The 17508-nt window shown below is 68.6% G+C and carries 17 protein-coding genes; 6 read left to right on the forward strand and 11 right to left on the reverse strand.

Features of this window, described 5'->3' with window-relative positions; all coding sequences use genetic code 11:
• The first annotated feature begins 32 nt into the window (after nucleotides 1-32).
• On the forward strand, nucleotides 33-659 hold the full coding sequence (locus tag EV651_RS02130) for a TetR/AcrR family transcriptional regulator (RefSeq protein WP_238156600.1): 627 nt from the start codon (nucleotides 33-35) through the stop codon (nucleotides 657-659).
• On the opposite strand, the gene EV651_RS02135 is transcribed toward EV651_RS02130, so the two are convergent.
• Nucleotides 599-1870: an MFS transporter gene (locus tag EV651_RS02135; RefSeq protein ID WP_133781363.1), complete on the reverse strand. Its 1272-nt coding sequence runs from the start codon at nucleotides 1868-1870 to the stop codon at nucleotides 599-601. The two genes, EV651_RS02130 and EV651_RS02135, sit on opposite strands and share 61 nt — an antisense overlap.
• Entirely contained in the window at nucleotides 1867-2409 is a 543-nt protein-coding gene (locus EV651_RS02140) for a helix-turn-helix domain-containing protein (RefSeq protein ID WP_133781365.1), read from the reverse strand. The genes EV651_RS02135 and EV651_RS02140 overlap by 4 nt, the downstream gene beginning before the upstream one ends.
• A 72-nt stretch (nucleotides 2410-2481) precedes the next feature.
• Here EV651_RS02140 and EV651_RS02145 point away from each other — a divergent pair, with 72 nt between their 5' ends.
• On the forward strand, nucleotides 2482-3081 hold the full coding sequence (locus EV651_RS02145; protein WP_133781367.1) for a dihydrofolate reductase family protein: 600 nt from the start codon (nucleotides 2482-2484) through the stop codon (nucleotides 3079-3081).
• 14 nt (nucleotides 3082-3095) lie between these two features.
• Here EV651_RS02145 and EV651_RS02150 read toward each other — a convergent pair whose 3' ends face one another.
• From EV651_RS02150 to EV651_RS02165, 4 genes are read right to left on the reverse strand one after another with little or no spacing between them, the layout of a single operon-like run.
• Complete coding sequence (locus tag EV651_RS02150; RefSeq protein WP_133781369.1) at nucleotides 3096-4046, reverse strand: YihY/virulence factor BrkB family protein; 951 nt, start codon at nucleotides 4044-4046, stop codon at nucleotides 3096-3098.
• Entirely contained in the window at nucleotides 4046-4678 is a 633-nt protein-coding gene (locus EV651_RS02155; RefSeq protein WP_133781371.1) for a DUF3618 domain-containing protein, read from the reverse strand. The genes EV651_RS02150 and EV651_RS02155 overlap by 1 nt, the downstream gene beginning before the upstream one ends.
• Nucleotides 4654-5079 carry a phage holin family protein gene (locus EV651_RS02160; protein ID WP_133781373.1) on the reverse strand — a complete coding sequence of 142 codons (426 nt, stop codon included), beginning with the start codon at nucleotides 5077-5079 and terminating at the stop codon, nucleotides 4654-4656. Before EV651_RS02160 ends, EV651_RS02155 begins: the two co-directional genes overlap by 25 nt.
• A gap of 1 nt (nucleotide 5080) precedes the next feature.
• Complete coding sequence (locus EV651_RS02165) at nucleotides 5081-5767, reverse strand: CsbD family protein (RefSeq protein ID WP_133781375.1); 687 nt, start codon at nucleotides 5765-5767, stop codon at nucleotides 5081-5083.
• Between the two features lie 301 nt (nucleotides 5768-6068).
• On the opposite strand from EV651_RS02165, the gene EV651_RS02170 reads away from it, so the two are divergent.
• Nucleotides 6069-7295 (forward strand): deoxyguanosinetriphosphate triphosphohydrolase, encoded by a 1227-nt coding sequence (locus tag EV651_RS02170; RefSeq protein WP_133781377.1) that lies wholly within the window; start codon nucleotides 6069-6071, stop codon nucleotides 7293-7295.
• Between the two features lie 797 nt (nucleotides 7296-8092).
• Here the strand turns inward: EV651_RS02170 and EV651_RS02175 are convergent.
• The gene (locus EV651_RS02175; protein ID WP_133781379.1) at nucleotides 8093-9958 is read right to left on the reverse strand and encodes a sialidase family protein; all 1866 of its coding nucleotides are present in this window, start codon (nucleotides 9956-9958) and stop codon (nucleotides 8093-8095) included.
• A 97-nt stretch (nucleotides 9959-10055) separates the two neighbouring features.
• Here EV651_RS02175 and EV651_RS02180 point away from each other — a divergent pair, with 97 nt between their 5' ends.
• Nucleotides 10056-11297: an NAD(P)/FAD-dependent oxidoreductase gene (locus EV651_RS02180; protein WP_133781381.1), complete on the forward strand. Its 1242-nt coding sequence runs from the start codon at nucleotides 10056-10058 to the stop codon at nucleotides 11295-11297.
• Here EV651_RS02180 and EV651_RS02185 read toward each other — a convergent pair.
• Complete coding sequence (locus EV651_RS02185) at nucleotides 11294-12142, reverse strand: PD40 domain-containing protein (RefSeq protein WP_133781383.1); 849 nt, start codon at nucleotides 12140-12142, stop codon at nucleotides 11294-11296. The genes EV651_RS02180 and EV651_RS02185 overlap by 4 nt on opposite strands.
• Nucleotides 12143-12182: 40 nt before the next feature.
• On the opposite strand from EV651_RS02185, the gene dnaG reads away from it, so the two are divergent.
• Nucleotides 12183-14090, forward strand: a complete 1908-nt coding sequence (gene dnaG, locus EV651_RS02190; protein WP_133781385.1) for a DNA primase — start codon at nucleotides 12183-12185, stop codon at nucleotides 14088-14090.
• A gap of 3 nt (nucleotides 14091-14093) precedes the next feature.
• Here the strand turns inward: dnaG and EV651_RS02195 are convergent, their stop codons facing one another.
• Nucleotides 14094-14702 carry a TetR/AcrR family transcriptional regulator gene (locus EV651_RS02195; protein ID WP_238156601.1) on the reverse strand — a complete coding sequence of 203 codons (609 nt, stop codon included), beginning with the start codon at nucleotides 14700-14702 and terminating at the stop codon, nucleotides 14094-14096.
• Between the two features lie 91 nt (nucleotides 14703-14793).
• Between EV651_RS02195 and EV651_RS02200 the strand changes: the two genes are divergently transcribed.
• Nucleotides 14794-15906 carry an NAD(P)/FAD-dependent oxidoreductase gene (locus tag EV651_RS02200; protein WP_133781389.1) on the forward strand — a complete coding sequence of 371 codons (1113 nt, stop codon included), beginning with the start codon at nucleotides 14794-14796 and terminating at the stop codon, nucleotides 15904-15906.
• Here EV651_RS02200 and EV651_RS02205 read toward each other — a convergent pair.
• Both EV651_RS02205 and EV651_RS02210 read right to left on the reverse strand, forming a co-directional pair.
• Nucleotides 15890-16900 (reverse strand): phosphotransferase, encoded by a 1011-nt coding sequence (locus tag EV651_RS02205; RefSeq protein WP_133781391.1) that lies wholly within the window; start codon nucleotides 16898-16900, stop codon nucleotides 15890-15892. The genes EV651_RS02200 and EV651_RS02205 overlap by 17 nt on opposite strands.
• Complete coding sequence (locus EV651_RS02210) at nucleotides 16890-17432, reverse strand: DUF664 domain-containing protein (RefSeq protein WP_133781393.1); 543 nt, start codon at nucleotides 17430-17432, stop codon at nucleotides 16890-16892. Before EV651_RS02210 ends, EV651_RS02205 begins: the two co-directional genes overlap by 11 nt.
• Nucleotides 17433-17508 lie beyond the last annotated feature (76 nt).

Consider the following 17508-nt stretch of genomic DNA (forward strand, 5'->3'; position numbering starts at 1 on the left):
CTAGCAGTCAACGGCACTTAGGATCGGGAGTCGTGGAGAAGGTCGACGGACGGTTGGCGCGGGGTGACCAGACCCGCCGCGCCGTACTGCGTCGCGCGGTCGACATCGCGTCGGTCGACGGTCTCGAAGGGCTGTCGATCGGGCGGCTCGCGAACGAGCTCGGGATCAGCAAGAGCGGACTCTTCGCACACTTCGGCTCCAAGGAGGAGCTGCAGTTGGCGACCGTCCGGGCAGCGCGCCGGATCTACGCCGACAATGTCGTGATTCCGGCCTACGAGGTGGAGCCCGGTCTCGGGCGGGTGTGGGCGCTGAGCCGGTACTGGCTGGACTACTCGCGGAGCCGGGTGTTCCCGGGCGGCTGCTTCTTCCAGAAGGTCTCGCACGAGTTCTCCGCGCGCGGCGGCGCTGTGCACGAGTACCTCGCGTCCGTCCATCACGAGTGGATGGACCTGATCGAAACCGCGGTCGCCGAGGCCGTCGAGCGAGGCGAGCTCGCGGCCGATCCGGCGCAGCTCGCGTTCGACCTGAACGCGTACTACGAGGCCGCGAACCTCGCCTCGATCCTGCACAACGACGAGACGGGATACGAGCGCGCCCGTCAGGCAGTGCGGATCCGGCTGGAGTCGGCAGTCGTTCCGGGTACGCCGGTGCCTTGGTGAGTCGGTAGGTCTCGGCGCCCGCGGATCGGTGACGCGAGCAGGACCAGACCGGCGAGGGGTACGCCGGCTGTCGTGATCCACAGGGCCGGGGTGAGGCCGAGGGTCTGGCCGAGTGTTCCGCCGAGCAGGGCGCCGAGCGGGATGGTGCCGTAGTTGACGAAGGCGTTCGTCGCGGTCAGCCGGCCGAACAGGTCAGGTGGACAGTAGGACTGCAGGAACGTCGCCTTCACGACATTTCCGCCGACCACGCCGAGGCTCACGCCGAACGCGCCGACCAGATAGAACCACGGGCTCACGCCGCCCAACGGGATCAGCAATGCCAGGGTCGGTAGGCCGAGCTCGCACAGGAGCAGCGCACGCGCCGTACCGAACCGCATCATCTTCCGGCCGACGAGGGCGCCGAGCACACCGCCGCTGGAGGCCGCCGCGATCAGTGTGCCGACCGTGCCCGCGGTCAGCCCGGCCTCGCGGACCAGGAACACGACGACGATCGCCTGATAGCCCATCAAGGCGAGATTCGAGACCGCGCCGAAGATCGTCAACGTGCGCAGCCAGACGTCGCGCGCGACCAGCCTGATGCCCTCCCGGATCGCACCGGCCTGCCGAGGCGCGTTCGTACGGCGTTCCCGGAAGCGGATCGCGGCCAGACAACCGAGGGCGACCAGGAAGCTGGCCGCGTCGACGAACAGTGCGTTGGCCGCGCCGGCGAACTGCACCAGGAGCCCGCCGCAGCCGAGCCCCGCGATCTGCGCGGCCGACGCGCTCCCGTGCAGTTTCGCATTGCCCTCAGCGTGATCGGACGGATCCAGAAGCGTCGGGAGATAAGCGGTGTACGCCGTCTGGAACACGACCGACGCGGCTCCGACGAGCCCTGCGATGACGAGGAGGAACTCGATCGTCAGCAGGTCACCGGCCAGTGGGACCAACGCCGCCAGTGGAACCAGGGCGAGCAAGAGGCCGGAGAGGGCCGAGGAAACGAGCAGGAGCGGACGTCGACGTACCCGATCGATCCAGGCGCCGGTGGGCAGGCCGATCAGGAGCCACGGCCCCCAGGCCGCCGCGGTCAGCAGGCCGACTTCGAAGGTTGTCGCGTCGAGCATCGAAATCGCGACCAGCGGCAGCGCCACCGACGAGACCGCGCTGCCGAAACGATTGATCGTCTCGCCGATCCAGAACAGGCGGAAGTCGCGGTGCGTTCGCAGCAGGCTCATGAGCGGCGCGGGAACGACTGCAGCTGGACGATGACGCGCTCCGACCCATCCGCCGGTTCGGCGCCGGTGTAGCGGTCGATGACGGCGCCAATCTCCTCGTTGAGCTTGTGCAACTGCTCTGGAGTCAGGCGCAGGTCGCGCCAGTCCGAGAGGCCGGCGGCGTGCTGCCAGTCGGCCGGCCAGTCTTCGTCGACGTAGGCCCGGACGCGGTTGTAGTAGCGCTCCACGAGATCGCGCAGGTAAACGTCGAGTGCGCGCCGTGTCTCCGGGTCGTCGAGGAACTCGGCCGGGTCGAGGACGGTCTGACCGTGGGGGAGGCGCCACCAGCGCTCGCGCTTCGTGCCGCGGTCGGGGTCCTCCTCGAGGTACCCGTGCTCGGCGAGCAGCCGCAGGTGCCAGCTGATCGTGCCGGTGTTCTCGCCGAGCCGCGTCGCCAACGTGCTCGAGGTCGCCGGTCCGTCGAGCTCGATCGCCTCCAGGATGCGCATCCGGAGCGGGTGGGCCAGTCCGCGCAGACTTCGGGCATCGATCCGTCGCATAAATGCAGAGTAGTCTCTGCAGAGGAGTCTCTGCAATCAGTATTTGTCGGTGGTCGTCCCTACGTTGGGGGCATGCGGCCTCATGTGGTGGCTCAGCTGGCGGTTTCGCTGGACGGGGTGACGTCGGGATTCGACGTCGACCTCGCACGGTTCTATGCGCTGGCGTCGCTGTGGCAGGAGGACGTGACGCTGATCGACGCCGGCACGATCCTCGCCCAGGAGAACGCCGTACTCGCGGCTCCTCGGCGCGGTCCGCGGGCCGAGGGTCCATTGCTCGCAGTAGTGGACGAGCGGGCGCGGGTCCGGAGCTGGGACTCGTTACGGGAGCTGGGCTACTGGTCCGGCGTCCTGGCGTTGTACGCCGACCAGACGCCGGAGCGCCCGCCGGACGCGACGACCCGTGAGTTGATCACGGGCTACGACCAGGTAGATCTTGTCGAAGTGCTCGAGGTCCTGGGGCGCCGCGGCGTACAGACCGTCCGCGTCGACTCGCACGCAGTGCTCCGCACCTGTCTGGGCCTCGACCTGGTCGATGAGCTGGCCCTCCTCGTCCATCCGGTGCTGATCGGAGGCGAGCCGTGGTACGACGTCCATTGCCTCAACCTGCGGCACGCGGGCACCGAGGTGTTCAAGGACGGAGTGGTCTGGATCCGCTATTGCGTCGCCACTTGACCGAACCGGGTCTGCTACTGGGGGACGGAGTCGGCCTTGACCGCGTTTCGCCGTCCGATGGGCCGCGGCTCCCCCTTGGTGGTGTCGCGCGCCGTCTGTTGCTCGGCCTCCGCGTTGATCTCGGCTCCGAGCAATACGGCGTACGCGGTCAGCCACAACCACAACATCAGGACCACCACGGCGGCGAGACTGCCGTAGGTCTTGGCGTAGTTGCCGAACGTCTCGACATAGATCGAGAAACCGATCGAAGCGATCAGCCAGACAACGGTCGCGACGACGGCGCCCGTGGACACCCAGCGGATACGCGGCGCATCGCGATCAGGCCCCAGCCGGTAGGTGACGGCAAGCGCCACGGTGACCAGTACGACGGCAAGGACCAGCCTCGCCGCCTCCAACAGGATGCGGACCGGTGTTGCGACCTCGTTCCCGATCGCCGCGCCCGCTGCGAGCAGTGCGATCGCGAGCAGGACGAAGACGATCGCGCCCAGCGTCATCCCGAGCGCCAGGAGCTTCCGGCGGACGAACCCGCGCGTCTCCTCCTCGTCGTACGCGAGGTTCACCGCCGTGAGCAGGTAGCCCACCCCGCCCGAGGCACTCCACAACGCGGCGATCACGGCGATCGCAACGCCGATGCCCAACCCTTGCCGCGGCGCCGACGTCAGAGCGTCTAGCTGCTGGAGCAGCAGATCGCGCCCTGACGCCGGCATCGATGCGGCCAGATCCTTGACCTGATCGCGGATCTGAGCCGGATCGACCACCAGCCCGTAGGCAAGCACCGCGGCGACGAGGGCCGGAAACAGCGAGAGGAACGAGAAGAACGCGACGCCGGCGGCGAGCAGTGGAACCTGGTCGGCCTTGGCCTCGGCCCAGGCTCGCCGGATCACCTGCCACCAGCCGGTTGCTGGGATCTCGGTCGGCTTCTCCGCATCCACTCCCGGAACCGCCGGTCGTCTTTCGTCCATCATCAGCTCGAGGCACCTGCCTGCCGGACGTTGGACGCCGAGTCCTTCGTCCCGTCGACGACCTGCTGAGCCGCTGATCGGCCCTCGTCGGCCACCTCCGTTGCCGCCTCGGATGCGGACTGCTTGACGTTCTCCACGGCCTGCTGGGCCGGCTCCTGGAGATTCTCCTTCACCTCTTGGGCCATCTCCGCAGCTTGTTCCTTCACCGGACCGGCGGCCTCCATCGCCTTGTCCTTGGTGGCCTCCGCCATCTCGCGTTCCCGCGTCGACACAGGCATCGCGGCGGCCGCGATCCACCCCGCCGCGAAGGCGACCATTCCGGCGGCCAGCGGCGTACCGCGGGTCCGCTCCCGAGCCACGTCCGGTGTCGAGCTGACCGCCGTACCGACCTTGCTGCCGACGTCCTGCACTGTCGACGCTGCCGAACCGGCGGTGTCGCTCACGGAACCGCCCACCGATCCCGCAGAGCCCATCACGCGTTCCTTCAGCCGGTGGACGCCGCCGCGCGCCCGCTCGACCCGCCGGCCCACGACGCGACCGGGACTGACCTTCTCTGTCAGAGCGTCGACATCACGGCCCACGTTGCGCCGGGTTTGCTCGATGTTCCGCTTCAGCTCTTCCGGGTCTTCAGCCATTTCGCGTCCTCCTTGAGTGATTCGACCGTCTGGTCGGGTTTCGGGTTGACCTCCTGGAGCTCCTTGCGTCCCGTCATCGCCAGTACGGCGGCGGCGATCGCCCAGATGGCGGCGACGACGAGTGCTGCCCAGATGAGATCCATTGCCTCGTCGAGAGCCCACATCACCGTCAAGGAGAGGAAGAGGGCCGCCAGCCAGCCGGCAACGGCCGCACCCCCGAGCATGCCCGCGCCCTTGCCTGCCTTCTTCGCCTCCGTCTGGAGTTCGGCCTTGGCGAGCGCCAGCTCCTGGCGCGTCAGTTGTCCCAGGTCGGTGGTGAGCTGGGAGACCAGCTCACCGACCGACTCGTCCATCGACAGCCGATGTGGACCACTCCCGGCCGGCGTACCTTCGATGGTCATCTCACCGCTCCGATCCGGGCTCGAACCTGGGCGTGACCGGTGCACCCGGATCCGGGTCCGGCGCTACCGGCGTGGGCGTCGGAGGCGGCGCCGAGACCGGCGGGACCGGGGGTGCGCTCAGCGGCGCCGAGGACGGTGGGACGAAATAGTCGTCGGCAGCCGCGCCCCCGGCCGATTGCTCCGTCCGACCGCTCCCGCTCAGCGATCCGTTGCTGCTCGACGTACTGCTGCCGCCTGATGTGCCTTCTGACGCCAGGGCGCGGGTGAGGCGGCCGGCGACGACGCCGGCGGCCGCGGCGACCAGCAGGAACGTGCCGGGCTTGCGCCGCGCGAATCCGCGAACCTCGTCCAGCAGGTCGCCGGGCTCGTGCTGCTCCAGGAAGTCCGCGGTCCGATCCGTGAAGTCGGCGCCATGCCGTGCCAGCTGAGCCCCCGTGCTGGAACCGTGTTCCGCCATCCCGCGCAACTCTTCGCCCATCGAACGAAGCGCGTCGGCGGCCTTGTCCTTCTGCTGACTCGCCTGCCCCACCAGTTCTTGCCGCGTCTGACCGGCCAGCCGCCGGGCCTCTTGACGAACGTCCGACGTCACGTCCGACGTTTTCTCCTTGACGGTCCCCGCAACGTCGCGAGCGGCCTCGGCCGAGGTCTCCTTCAGCTGCCCGGCCTCGTTCCGGGCTGTCTCCGTCACACCCTCTGCAGGCGGACTCTGTGCGTTCATCCGATGATTCGTCGTGTGCGTCATGCGACGGCTCCTTCCTGGAGCATTGATGACGTCGCGAGGCCCGCGTCAGATCCGCCGTACGAGAAGGACGGCAAGGGATCGAGAGGGTGGCCTGTCCAGGCGGAAGAGTGCAGCACCTCTGCCTCGCAACAAAAGGACTTGGCGAAATGGCACTCTTCCGTACCACCGCGAAACTGCTAGCCCGGTACCCGACGCCAAACGCATCGAAGCGCGGTTTTGTCGGTGGTCGCCGCTACGGTGAGCGGTGATGAGGAAGCAGCATGAAGGGTACGACGAGCACGACGCCGAGCGGTGGGTCGCCGAGCCGGTCAAGCGGCCGGGGCGGACCGCGTTCGCCCGTGATCGCGCGCGCGTGCTGCACAGTGCGGCGTTGCGTCGGCTGGCGGCCAAGACGCAGGTCGTGACGGCCGGCAGCGACGACTTCGTGCGGAACCGGTTGACGCACAGCCTCGAGGTCGCGCAGATCGGCCGCGAACTGGCGGCGACACTCGGCTGCGATCCGGACATCGTGGACGCGGCCTGCCTGGCGCACGACCTCGGGCATCCGCCGTTCGGGCACAACGGCGAGCGCGCGCTCGACCAGGTCGCCGCGGAGGTCGGCGGCTTCGAGGGGAACGCGCAGACGCTACGGCTGCTGACGCGGCTGGAGTCGAAGACGTTCGACGCCGACGGACGCAGCGTCGGTCTCAACCTGAGCCGGGCGACCCTCGACGCCGCGACGAAGTACCCGTGGCCTCGCCGGCCGGACGAGCGCAAGTTCGGGGTGTACGACGACGACCTCGCGGTCTTCACCTGGTTGCGCCAGGGTGTGGGGGAGCGGCGCTGCCTGGAGGCGCAGGTGATGGACTTCGCCGACGACGTGGCGTACTCCGTGCACGATGTCGAGGACGGGATCGTCGCGCATCACATCGATCTCGCCGCGGTCGACGCCGAGCCGGCGCCGTACTGGGAGACGGTCCGGCAGATGTACTTGCCGGAGGCAACCGATGCTGAGCTGGACGAGGGCTGGGCGCGGCTGAAGGCGCTGCACTACTGGCCGCGCGCCGCGTTCGACGACAGCAGGCGAGCTTTGGGCGCACTGAAGGACGTCACCAGCCAGCTCATCGGCCGGTTCGCGACCGCCGCCGAGCAGACGACGCACGCCGTGTTCGGCCGGTCCCGGCTGATCCGGTACGAGGCCGATCTGGTGGTGCCGGACGGTATTCGCACCGAGATCGGGCTGTTGAAGGGCGTCGGCATGTTCCACGTCCTCAACTCACCCGAACGCCAGGCCCGCCGGGCCACCCAGCGCGAGCTTCTCACCGAACTCGTGGAAGCCCTGTGGAAAACGGCCCCGCGGCACCTGGACGTCCCGTTCCGGTCCGACTTCGCGGAGGCGACCGACGACGCCGCCCGCCTCCGTGTCATCGTCGACCAGGTCGCCTCCCTCACCGACCCCTCAGCCCTCGCCTGGCACCACCAGTTCACCCACTGACGAAGCTGCGAACCACTCGCCGCAGGGCGTGCTGCCCGAACCGGCGCCGGTGAACAGGAAATAGCGGCTCTCCTGTCTGATGTGTGGGTGAACTGCGGGGCCGTGAGACAGGGTCCGGTGGGCTCGCACCTGATATTGCCTGTCCGCAGCACCCGGAAGATGTCTCTTCCCCCAGGAACCGGCTGACCGCGCTCACGGATGCCGCGGTCCGCCGCAAAACAGCAAGGTCGACAGGACATGTACGTCTACTACCCGCCCCCCGCACCGGGCGGCCGTCCGGATCGCTGGACAGTGGACATATATGTCCTGTCGACCTTGCACACAATCCTCAGCGCCCGGGGTGACTGGGGACGCTGACTGGTCACTTTAGGTGGGTAGCAGTCCCCAGTCCCCAAACCTGCCCCGCCCTCGGCCACACTCCAACACACGAGGGGATATCCAGTCCTGCGCACCGACGACCGCCACCAATTGACTCCCAACTCAACCCAACCGGCCCCACACATCCGTCACAAGAGCCGAAATAGAGGTCTCCACACACCACTTCCTGTCGCCACGCACCACGAACGCCCACCACGAACCTCCGCCAATGACCTGCCGCGGGGTCGGTCGATGGTGTGCAAGCTCGACAGGTAGAGCACCAGCGAGACACCGTACGCACGACCACAATCACGCTCAGGTGTACTACCCAGCCGCCCGACATGTCCTGTCGAGAATGCACACCTCAACCTTCCAAACACCAGTCACAAAACCGGCTGACCGTGAGATGGTCACGGCCCGGACGGGTAGGGGGTCGTGGTTCAGCGGATGGTGGTGAACGGCAGGTCGAGGCCTAGCCGGTTCGTGATCGGTCTGTTGGTCTCGCGGATCTGCTGGAGTTCGGTGTCCGTGAGTGCCCGGCGGTAGACGCGGACTTCGTCGAGCGCGCCCTGGAAGCGGTTGACGCCGTCCACGCGCTGGCCGACGTGAATGCCCTGCACGCCGAACTCCTTGCCCGCCGTGACCGATCCGGCCGGCGCCGTCGCCGAGCCGACCTCGGCACCGTCGACCACCAACCGCAACTTCCCGCCGACCCGTTGCAGTACGACGTGATGCCACTGGTCGTCGTTGTACGCCGACGCCGACTGGACCGTCACGTTGAAACGGTCGACCGAGAGCAGCGCGCGGATCCGTTTGCTCTCCGGCTCCGCCCGCAACCACACCTGCGGCGTACTGCCGGAGCCGGTCCGGTACGCCCACAGGATCGCGTGTGTCCCGGTCGTCGCGCCGTACCTGATCCACGCCATCATCGTGAAGTCGTCGGCACCCAGATCGATCGACCGGTCGAACGGCACCTCCACGTAATCGTCCACCCCGTCCAGCGCGAGCCCGTTCCCGAACTTGCCTGCGGCAACAGTCGCTCCACCGCGCACGTACGCCGGGTTGCGAGCGGGGCCGACGTCAGGCGTCAGCGGGCCGGGCGCGGGCGGACCGGGGATGCCCGGCGGCGTCCCGTTCGGCGTCGAGAGATACGCCTCGTTGAACCGCGCCCAGCGGATCGACTCGTACGGGTTCGCGACACCGGCCTCGTACAGCAACCCGGCCTCGTCACCATCCAGCCGGACCATGTCGGAGTACGCCGACGGACCCCAGTAGAAGACCTTCCCCTGCTGCCACGTGCCGAACGATCGCGCCTCGTCGTACGACGACCGCACGGTCATCACCTCGCGTGCGGCCGGGTGCGCCGGCGCCGAGAACAGGATCCGGTTCCGGCGATCGCCCTCGTTGCGCGCGCTGAACCGCAGTAGCGAGCCCTGCACATCGGGCATCACCAACTTCGGGAGCGTCCGGAACGGTGCGTCGAAGCTGTCCCCGCCGTCGCTGCTGATCGCGTACGCGCGGTTGCCCGGATCGGTGCCGCGTTCGCGGGCCAGCGCGTAGATCCTGCCGTCGGTCAGCTCGACCACAGTGACCTCCTGCGCGATCACTGAACCGTCGTCCCGTGAGGTCGTCGCGCCGATGTGCCAGGTCTCGCCCGCGTCGTCGGAGTACAGCAAATGGGTGCCGTAAACATGCGGCCCAACCCCGTCGTACGTCTCGAAGCTCGCGCCGACGATCAGCCGGCCGGCGTGCGGGCCGTGTTCGAGCTGGATGCCGTGCATCGGGCCGGTCGCGTACCAGAAGTTCCAGCTCGGCAGCTTCGCGTCGGTCAGCTCGCGGGGCGCGGTCCAGGTCGCGCCGAAGTCGTCGCTGGTCTGGACGTACGGGTCGCGATCGCAGCCGTTCGTGCACGGCTGCGGGCCGTTGTGCGTCGTGACGAGCACGATCCGCCCGGTCTTCCGGTCCACGATCGGAACCGGGTTGCCGTGCGTACTGCCGTTGCCGTCCGACACCACCTGCAACGGGCCCCAGGTCTTGCCGCCGTCGGTCGAGCGGCGCAGCACGATGTCGATGTCGCCGTCGTCACCGCAGTCCGCGACCCGCCCTTCGGCGAACGCGAGTACGTCGCCGTTCGTCGCGTGCACGACGGCCGGGATCCGGAAGCACGAGTAGCCCTCGGTCTTCTGCTGGAACAGCACGCTGTCGTCCACGAAAGGGGCTGTGCCGGCGCGGGCGGGCGGTGCGGTGAGGGTTGTGAACACCAGTAGGGCGGCGGCCGCGAGACGGCCTGGTGCGAGTACGCGCATGGCTCTCCAGAGAGGACATAGGACGTATGATGTCCTGCGATAACGTAGTCAACGAGGCGGTCGGCGACAAGAGGTCGCGGAGGACTATCGTTCTGTCATGGCTGATGCAGAGCAGATCGTGATCGTCGGTGCGAGTCTCGCGGGAGCGACCGCTGCCGAGGCCCTTCGGAAGGACGGCTGGAGCGGTGGCATCGTCCTGATCGGCAGTGAGCAGTCATTGCCGTACGAGCGACCTCCCTTGTCGAAGGGTGTCCTGCTCGGCAAGGACGAGACCGCGTCCGCGCAGCTGCACGACCAGCAGTGGTACGACGACAACAACATCGACCTGCGCCTCGGGGCCACGGTCACCGCGCTCGATCCGGCCGCGCACACGGTCACGCTCGACGACGGCTCGCAGGTGCCCTACACGAAGCTTTTGATCGCGACGGGCAGCCGCGTCCGCAAGCTCGACGTACCGGGCGCGGATCTGCCGGGCGTGCACTACCTGCGGACGGCCGAGGAGGCGCAGGCGCTGACCGATGCGTACGCCGCGAAGCCGCGCGTGGTCGTGGTGGGCGCCGGATGGATCGGGCTCGAGGCGGCGTCGGCTGCTCGCGAGCGTGGGTGCGAGGTGACGGTCGTCGAGCCGCAGTCCACCGCGCTGGCCGGCGTACTCGGTGAAGAGGTCGGTGAGCTGTTCGCCGAGTTCCACCGGCAGCACGGGGTGCAGTTCCGGTTCGGGACCGGGGTGGAGGGATTCGAGGGGACTTCCCAGGTCACCGGGGTCCGGGTTAGCGGGGGTGAGGTGATTCCGGCGGATCTGGTAGTGGTCGGGGTCGGTGTGCAGCCGAACACCGAGCTGGCCGAGGCGGCCGGCATCGAGGTTGCGACACGGGACAACGGGTCGGGCATCGTCGCCGGTGCGGACCTGCAGACCTCGGTCGCGGACGTGTACGCCGCCGGCGACGTGGTTCGCTGGGACCATCCGCTGTTCGGGCGGTTCGTCCGCGTCGAGCACTGGCAGAACGCGAAGGACACCGGCGCCTCGGCCGCGAAGGCGATGCTCGGGCAGGACGTGTCGCACGACGCGATCCCGTTCTTCTTCACCGACCAGTTCGACCTCGGGATGGAGTACGCCGGAGACGTCCCGCGCGGAACGTCGTACCAGGTCGTCCTGCGCGGCGACCCGAAGTCCGGCGCCTACGTGGCGTTCTGGCTCGACGACGACCACCACGTCCTGGCCGGAATGCACGTCAACACCTGGGGCGCCATCGACGCGGTCCAGAACCTCATCCGCTCCGGCAAGGAGGTCGACCCGGCGCGCCTGGCCGACACCTCGGTGGACCTCGCCGACGTCTAGAGCGGATACGTGACGTAGGCGAACGACGCGCTGTTCGGCGACCAGCTCGGGACGTTCATCGTGCCCTGGCCGCCGAACAGGCTCGTCAGTTCGCGGACCTCGCCGTCTTTGGTCAGGAGGCGCAGGCGGACGTCGTCGATGTCGGCCGGATGTCCTTCGGTGCCGGGCGGGAAGCTGACGTAGACGATGCATGATCCGTCCGGAGCGGGATGCGGAAACCAGTTCACCCGCTCGTCGTCGGTGAGCTGCTCGACGTGCCGGTCGGCGACCCGGATCCGGAACAGCTGTGCCTGCCCGGCGCGCTCGGAGTTGAAGTAGATCCACTCGCCGTCGGGGCCGTACTCCGATCCGTCGTCGGCGAACTCGTCGTCCGTCACCTGGAGATCGGCGCCGCCCGCGGCCGGGATCGTCCACACATTGGTGATCCGCCGGTCACCGACCCACTCCAGCCCGATGTACGCGAGCGTCGTACCGTCCGGCGAGACGCCGTGCAGGTAGTGGTGGAAGCCCGGGCCGCGATCGTTCGTCACCCGGCGGCCGGATCCGCCTTCGATCGGTACGGCGTAGATGTGGCCGTCGGCCGCCGATACGTAGACGGTCCGCCCGTCCGGACCCACCACGTGATCGTTGTTGATCGCCGGTACGCCGCCGAGTCCGATCTCCTCGAGAGCGTCCGTCACCCGGAACAGCAGCCCGTTGCCGTTGACAACCAGAGTGCCGTCGGGGAGCCAGTTCGGGGCCTCGAACAGGACCTCGTCCGAGCCGAACACCAGCCGGTGGGTGTTGGCCGCGACGTCGACGACGTACAGCTCGGACCGCTGACCTGGGCGAAGGGAACGTGGCATACCCGCAAACCTACGTGATCCGCCCGGCTAGACTCGCGGGGTGGCAGGCCGGATCAAGGAAGAGGACATCGCGCTGGTGCGCGAGCGCGCCCGGATCGACGACATCGTCGGCTCGTACGTGACCTTGAAGAACGCCGGCGGGGGCAACCTGAAGGGCCTCTGCCCGTTCCACGACGAGAAGTCGCCGTCGTTCAACGTCACCCCGTCCCGCGGCTTCTTCTACTGCTTCGGCTGCCAAGAGGGCGGCGACGTCATCGACTTCATCCAGAAGGTCGACCAGATCACCTTCTCGGAGGCGGTCGAGACGCTGGCCTCGAAGGTCGGCATCCAGCTGCGGTACGAGGACTCCGGAGCGCCGGTGCAGCGCGGCCCAGGCAACCAGCGGCCGCGGCTCGTGGAGGCGCACAAGGTCGCGGCCGAGTTCTACGTCGACCAGCTGTTCGGCGCGGCTGAGGCGTCGATCGGACGGCAGTTCCTGGACAAGCGCGGCTTCGACAAGGACGCCGCCGTGCACTTCGGGGTCGGGTTCTCGCCACGCGGCGGCGAGGCGCTGATCAGCCACCTCCGCGGTCGCGGCTTCACGAACGCCGAGCTGGTCGCGTCCGGCCTGGCCGCCGACGGGCAGCGCGGGCTTTACGACCGATTCCGCGGCCGGCTGATGTGGCCGATCCGGGACGCGTCGTCGGACGTGATCGGGTTCGGCGCGCGCCGGCTGTTCGACGACGACCGGATCGAAGCGAAGTACCTGAACACCCCCGAGACACCGATCTACAAGAAGTCCAAGGTCCTGTACGGCGTGGACCTCGCCCGGCGGGAGATCGCGAAGGGCCGGCAGGCCGTGGTCGTCGAGGGCTACACCGACGTGATGGCCTGTCATCTCGCGGGCGTGCAGACCGCGGTCGCCACCTGCGGTACGTCGTTCGGCGACGACCACGCGCGCGTGCTGCGGCAGCTGTTGCTCGACCACGACCAGTTCCGCGGCGAGGTGATCTTCACCTTCGACGGCGACGCGGCCGGTCAGCGCGCGGCGGTCAAGGCGTTCGAAGGCGACCAAGCATTCGCCGCGCAGACGTACGTCGCGGTCGAGCCGGACGGGCTGGACCCGTGCGACCTGCGGCTGCAGAAGGGCGACGCCGCGGTCCGGGAGCTGATCGGGCGGCGCGTCCCGCTGTACCGGTTCGTGCTGGGGAACGTGCTGTCGAAGTACGACCTGGACCGGGCCGACACCCGGATCGACGCGTTGCGGGACGCGGCGCGGCTGGTGATCAGCATCCGTGACCGGTCGAAGGTGGACGCATTCACCCGCGAGCTCGCCGGGCACCTCGGGATGGACGAGGACCAGGTCCGGTCCGAGGTCTACAGGGCCGCCTCCAGGCAGCCTTCGACCTCGGGGCAGGTGCGCATCCAGGCGTCTCCGCAGGCGACTGGGGCGACCGAGCCCGTCCGGCCGCGGGTGGACATCCCGTCGCCGCGGGACCAGCGGTTCGTGATCGAGTGGGACGTGCTGAAGGTCGCGATGCAGCATCCGGCGCTGGTCGGGGTCGCGTTCGACGAGCTCGACGACCACGACTTCACGCATCCGTGGCTGGGCGCGATCCGGGCCGCGATGGCGAAGATCGGCGGGCCGGCCGCCGCGCCACCCGGTGAGGCCTGGGTGGTCGCCGTACGCGATGCCGTCGGGAACGATCCGGCGGCCGCGGTGGTCGGTGCGCTGGCCGTGGATCCGCTGCGGCTGGGGCGGGAGCCCGACGAGCCGTATGCGCTCGCGTTGCTGGCGCGGCTGCAGGAGCTCACGTGTGCGCGCCGCATCCAGGACCTGAAGTCGAAGCTGCAACGGACGAACCCCATCGAGCGTGCGGACGAGTACAACCGGATGTTCGGCGAACTCATCGCGCTCGAGGCCTACAAGTCCGAACTCCGCAACCGCGCCATCTCCGGGGCGATCTAGGCCCTAGCTCTCGTTCTTCTTGAGGTGTGAGACGAGCTTCGCCGTCTGGTCGGCGTACTCGGCGGCGAACTCCTCGCTGCCGGCATCCAGTCCCAGTGCCTGGGCGATCTGCGGGAACACCACCGGCGCGGCCGCGAGGCCGAACAGCGCGAGTGCGGCGTGCCGCGGGTCCAGGTCGGGCGCGAGCTCACCGTCGTCCTGCCGGCGCTTGAAGTCCTCGACCATCGCCCGGAAGCGGGCGCGCTGACCCTCCCGATCCAGGTTGCTGGTGTCCCGCTCGACGGCCTCGCGGACGAGCAGTCGGAGAAGGTCCGGTTGTGCGATCGCGGCACTCGCATACGCCCCGACCACCTCGCCGAGGGACTCCGCGTCCCCTGCGAGCGCCGGCTCGCCGGCCCGCCAACGGTCGGCGACCGCACGGTACAGACCCTCCTTGCCACCGAAGTAGTACGAGATCAGTTGCTTGTTGACGCCTGCCCGAGCGGCGATCTCGCTCACCCGCGCCCCGCTGAACCCGTGCGCGCCGAACTCGACCACCGCCGCGTCCAGCAACTGCTGCTTGCTGCGCTCGGGGTCGCGTTGCCGCTGCTCGGGATCCGGTGATCTCCGCACGAAAGTCATCCTAGCGGACTTCCATCCGGCGTGCTAACTTAATCAACCAGACGGATGACAAAGTTTTCCGAGCGGGTGATTGGAGTCGGAGATGAAGGTTGCGATCATGGGTGCCGGGATCGGTGGACTGGCGCTGGCGCAGGGGTTGCTCGAGGCGGGAGTGGACGTCGCGGTGTTCGAGCGCGATCCCTCACCGCAGTACCGCAAGCAGGGTTACCGGATCCACATCAGCCCGGTCGGCGAGGAGGCGCTGGCCGAGATGCTGCCGGACGCCGTGCGGCGTCGGGTGATCGCCACGGCGACGCAGCCCGGTGACCTGGTGGCGGGCTTCGACGCCCAGCTGAATCAGCAGTTCGAGCAGGTGTATCCGGTGGCCGGGCCAGACGCGGTGACCTCGGTGGATCGGTATGCGTTCCGTCGCGCGTTGATGACCGGGCTCGACGGCGTGCTGCAGTTCGGCAAGCAGTTCGCGTCGTACGTCGAGACGCCCGACGGGGTCGAGATCGCCTTCGCGGACGGGACTTCCGCGGTCGCCGACGTGCTGGTCGGCGCGGACGGTGTCGGTTCGCGGGTGCGTGGTCAGCTGGTCCCGGAGCTCGATGTGCTGGACATCGGGGTGCGCTGCATCTACGGGAAGGTGCCGTTGACTCCGGTCGTTCGGGAGGTGGCGCCGGAAGCCTTCCTGCGCGGGTTCTGCTTCGCGAGCGACGGATCCGGTCTCGGTGCGGCGTTCGCGCCGGTGGTCTTCCGCGAGCCGCCGGCGGAGTACGGCGACTATCTGATGGCGGTGCTGACCGGGACGAACGCGGTGCTCGGTGCGTCGGACGAGGAACTGTTCGCGATGAGCCCGGCCGAGCTGTGGGCCATCGTGGAGCGGTCCGTGGCCGATTGGCATCCGACGGTTCGCGAGCTGGTCGACGCGGGGGAGCCCGGCGCGGCGTTCCCGATCACGCTGCGGACCTGCATCACCGTCCCGTCGTGGTCCTCGTTGCGCGTGACGCTGCTCGGCGACGCCGTACACCCGATGACCCCAGCCGCGGGCGCCGGTGCCAACACTGCCCTCTGGGATGCCGCGCGACTGACCCGTGCACTGACGTCGGACAAGGATCTCGTGACGTACCAGCAGGAGGTGATCGCCAACTCCCAGCCCATCGTGACCGAGTCCCTGCACAACGCCGAGCGCATGTTCAAGGTCTCGGTCTGAGTCGCTCCCGCAACCTTTCCTGTACGTCGGGGAGCCGCTCGAGCATCACGAGCGCGCTCTCGTGACGCGCCCGACCGTAGAACTCGAGAGCGGGGTTCACGGCAGCGGGATCGTCGAGCGGTTCGGCGAGCGGGTAGGTCGACGCGAGCGTGTAGGCGCACCCTGCAGCGACCGACGAGACAAGGTCGTCGACGTGCGCCGCGGGATGTTCGTCGCGGTACGCGAGCAGTAGTTCGGGGAGCCCGTCGATCCAGCCGTCGCCGAGCATCACGGTGCGTGGGTCGCAGCCGATCCGGGCGATCTCCCACGCGGTGAAGCGCGGGCTCGGCGGCTGGAAGTCGAGCACGGCGGCGACCTCGTCGCCGCACAGCATCAGATTCGGAGAGGCGAGATCACCATGAACGATCTGCACCGTCAGGTCCGGCAGTTCCGCGAGGATCGCGCCGGCCCGATCGAGCAGCCCTCGGCGCTCCTTGGCGGCCTCCCAGGCCCACTGCTCGAACGGGTTGAGGCGCGCGCGGCTCGCATATCCGTCGATCACCCGGTCGAAGGATCCCACCGCCTTGCTGACGTCCCGTACGCCGACAGCCGGTTGACTCGTCGGCGCCGCCGCCGGATGCTCGGCCAGCCGCCGATGCAGTCGGCCCAGCACGGTACCGATCGACTGCCAGCGAGCACCGGTGATTCCGCCCTCGGCCGTCTCGCCGTCAATGAACTCCCACAACGACATCGGTACCCGTGCGCAGATCAGGTCGCCGTCGAGAGTCCGCCGTACTGCCGGCACCGGACCTGCACCTTGACGGGCGAACTCGGTCAGTTCGATCGCCGCGCGTTCGCGCTCGAGGTCGCCTCGGTAGAGCTTGGCGAACCATCGCCGGCCGTTCTCGTCGATTACGCGGTAGTTGATCGTGTTCGTGCCGGCTGGAATCCGGTGCAGTTCGGCCGCGTGGACGCCGTACGAATCCCGCAGGGCGTCCGCGAGGTCAGTCAGGATCGTTTCCCGTCACGCCGTCGACGGCCTCGCGCAGGACATCGGCATGACCGGTGTGTTTGAGGTACTCCTCGAGCAGGTCGATCGCGATGCGCCGACGGTTCGAGGTCCAGGCCGGGTCCGGGTCCGGGTCCTCGACCAAGATGTCCAGGCCGCCGTCCGCGCTCAGTTGTTGCCAGGCGGCGCGGGAGCGCGCTGCAGCGGCGTACCAGAGCGCGTAAAGCTCGTCAGGGTCGTCGGTGACCGCGGATTCCCAACCCCAGCGGTCGTTCTCGACCCAACTGCGGGTGTCCCACGGCGGGCCGAGAGGCTGTCCGGCTGCCCGCGCGGTGAAGCCGTCCTCCACGAACGCCAGGTGCTTGATCAGCCCCGCCAGCGTCATCGTCGACGGTGGATGCGTCTGCCGAAGTTGCTCGCCGGTGAGCCCGCCGGTCTTCCACGCGAACTGCTGGCGAACCCGGTCCAAGGCGAACTGCAGCGTCTCCACCTCGTTGCCGCGCGGGCAGCGGTCGAGCGGCAGATCCTTCCAATCCATGACCACTCCTTGGTCGACGCTCATCGTGAGGCAGCCCAGCATGCCGCACGCGACGGACCAAGGCGCGTGCCAGACT

This window comes from Kribbella sp. VKM Ac-2571, from assembly GCF_004362255.1.
Taxonomy (GTDB): domain Bacteria; phylum Actinomycetota; class Actinomycetes; order Propionibacteriales; family Kribbellaceae; genus Kribbella; species Kribbella pratensis.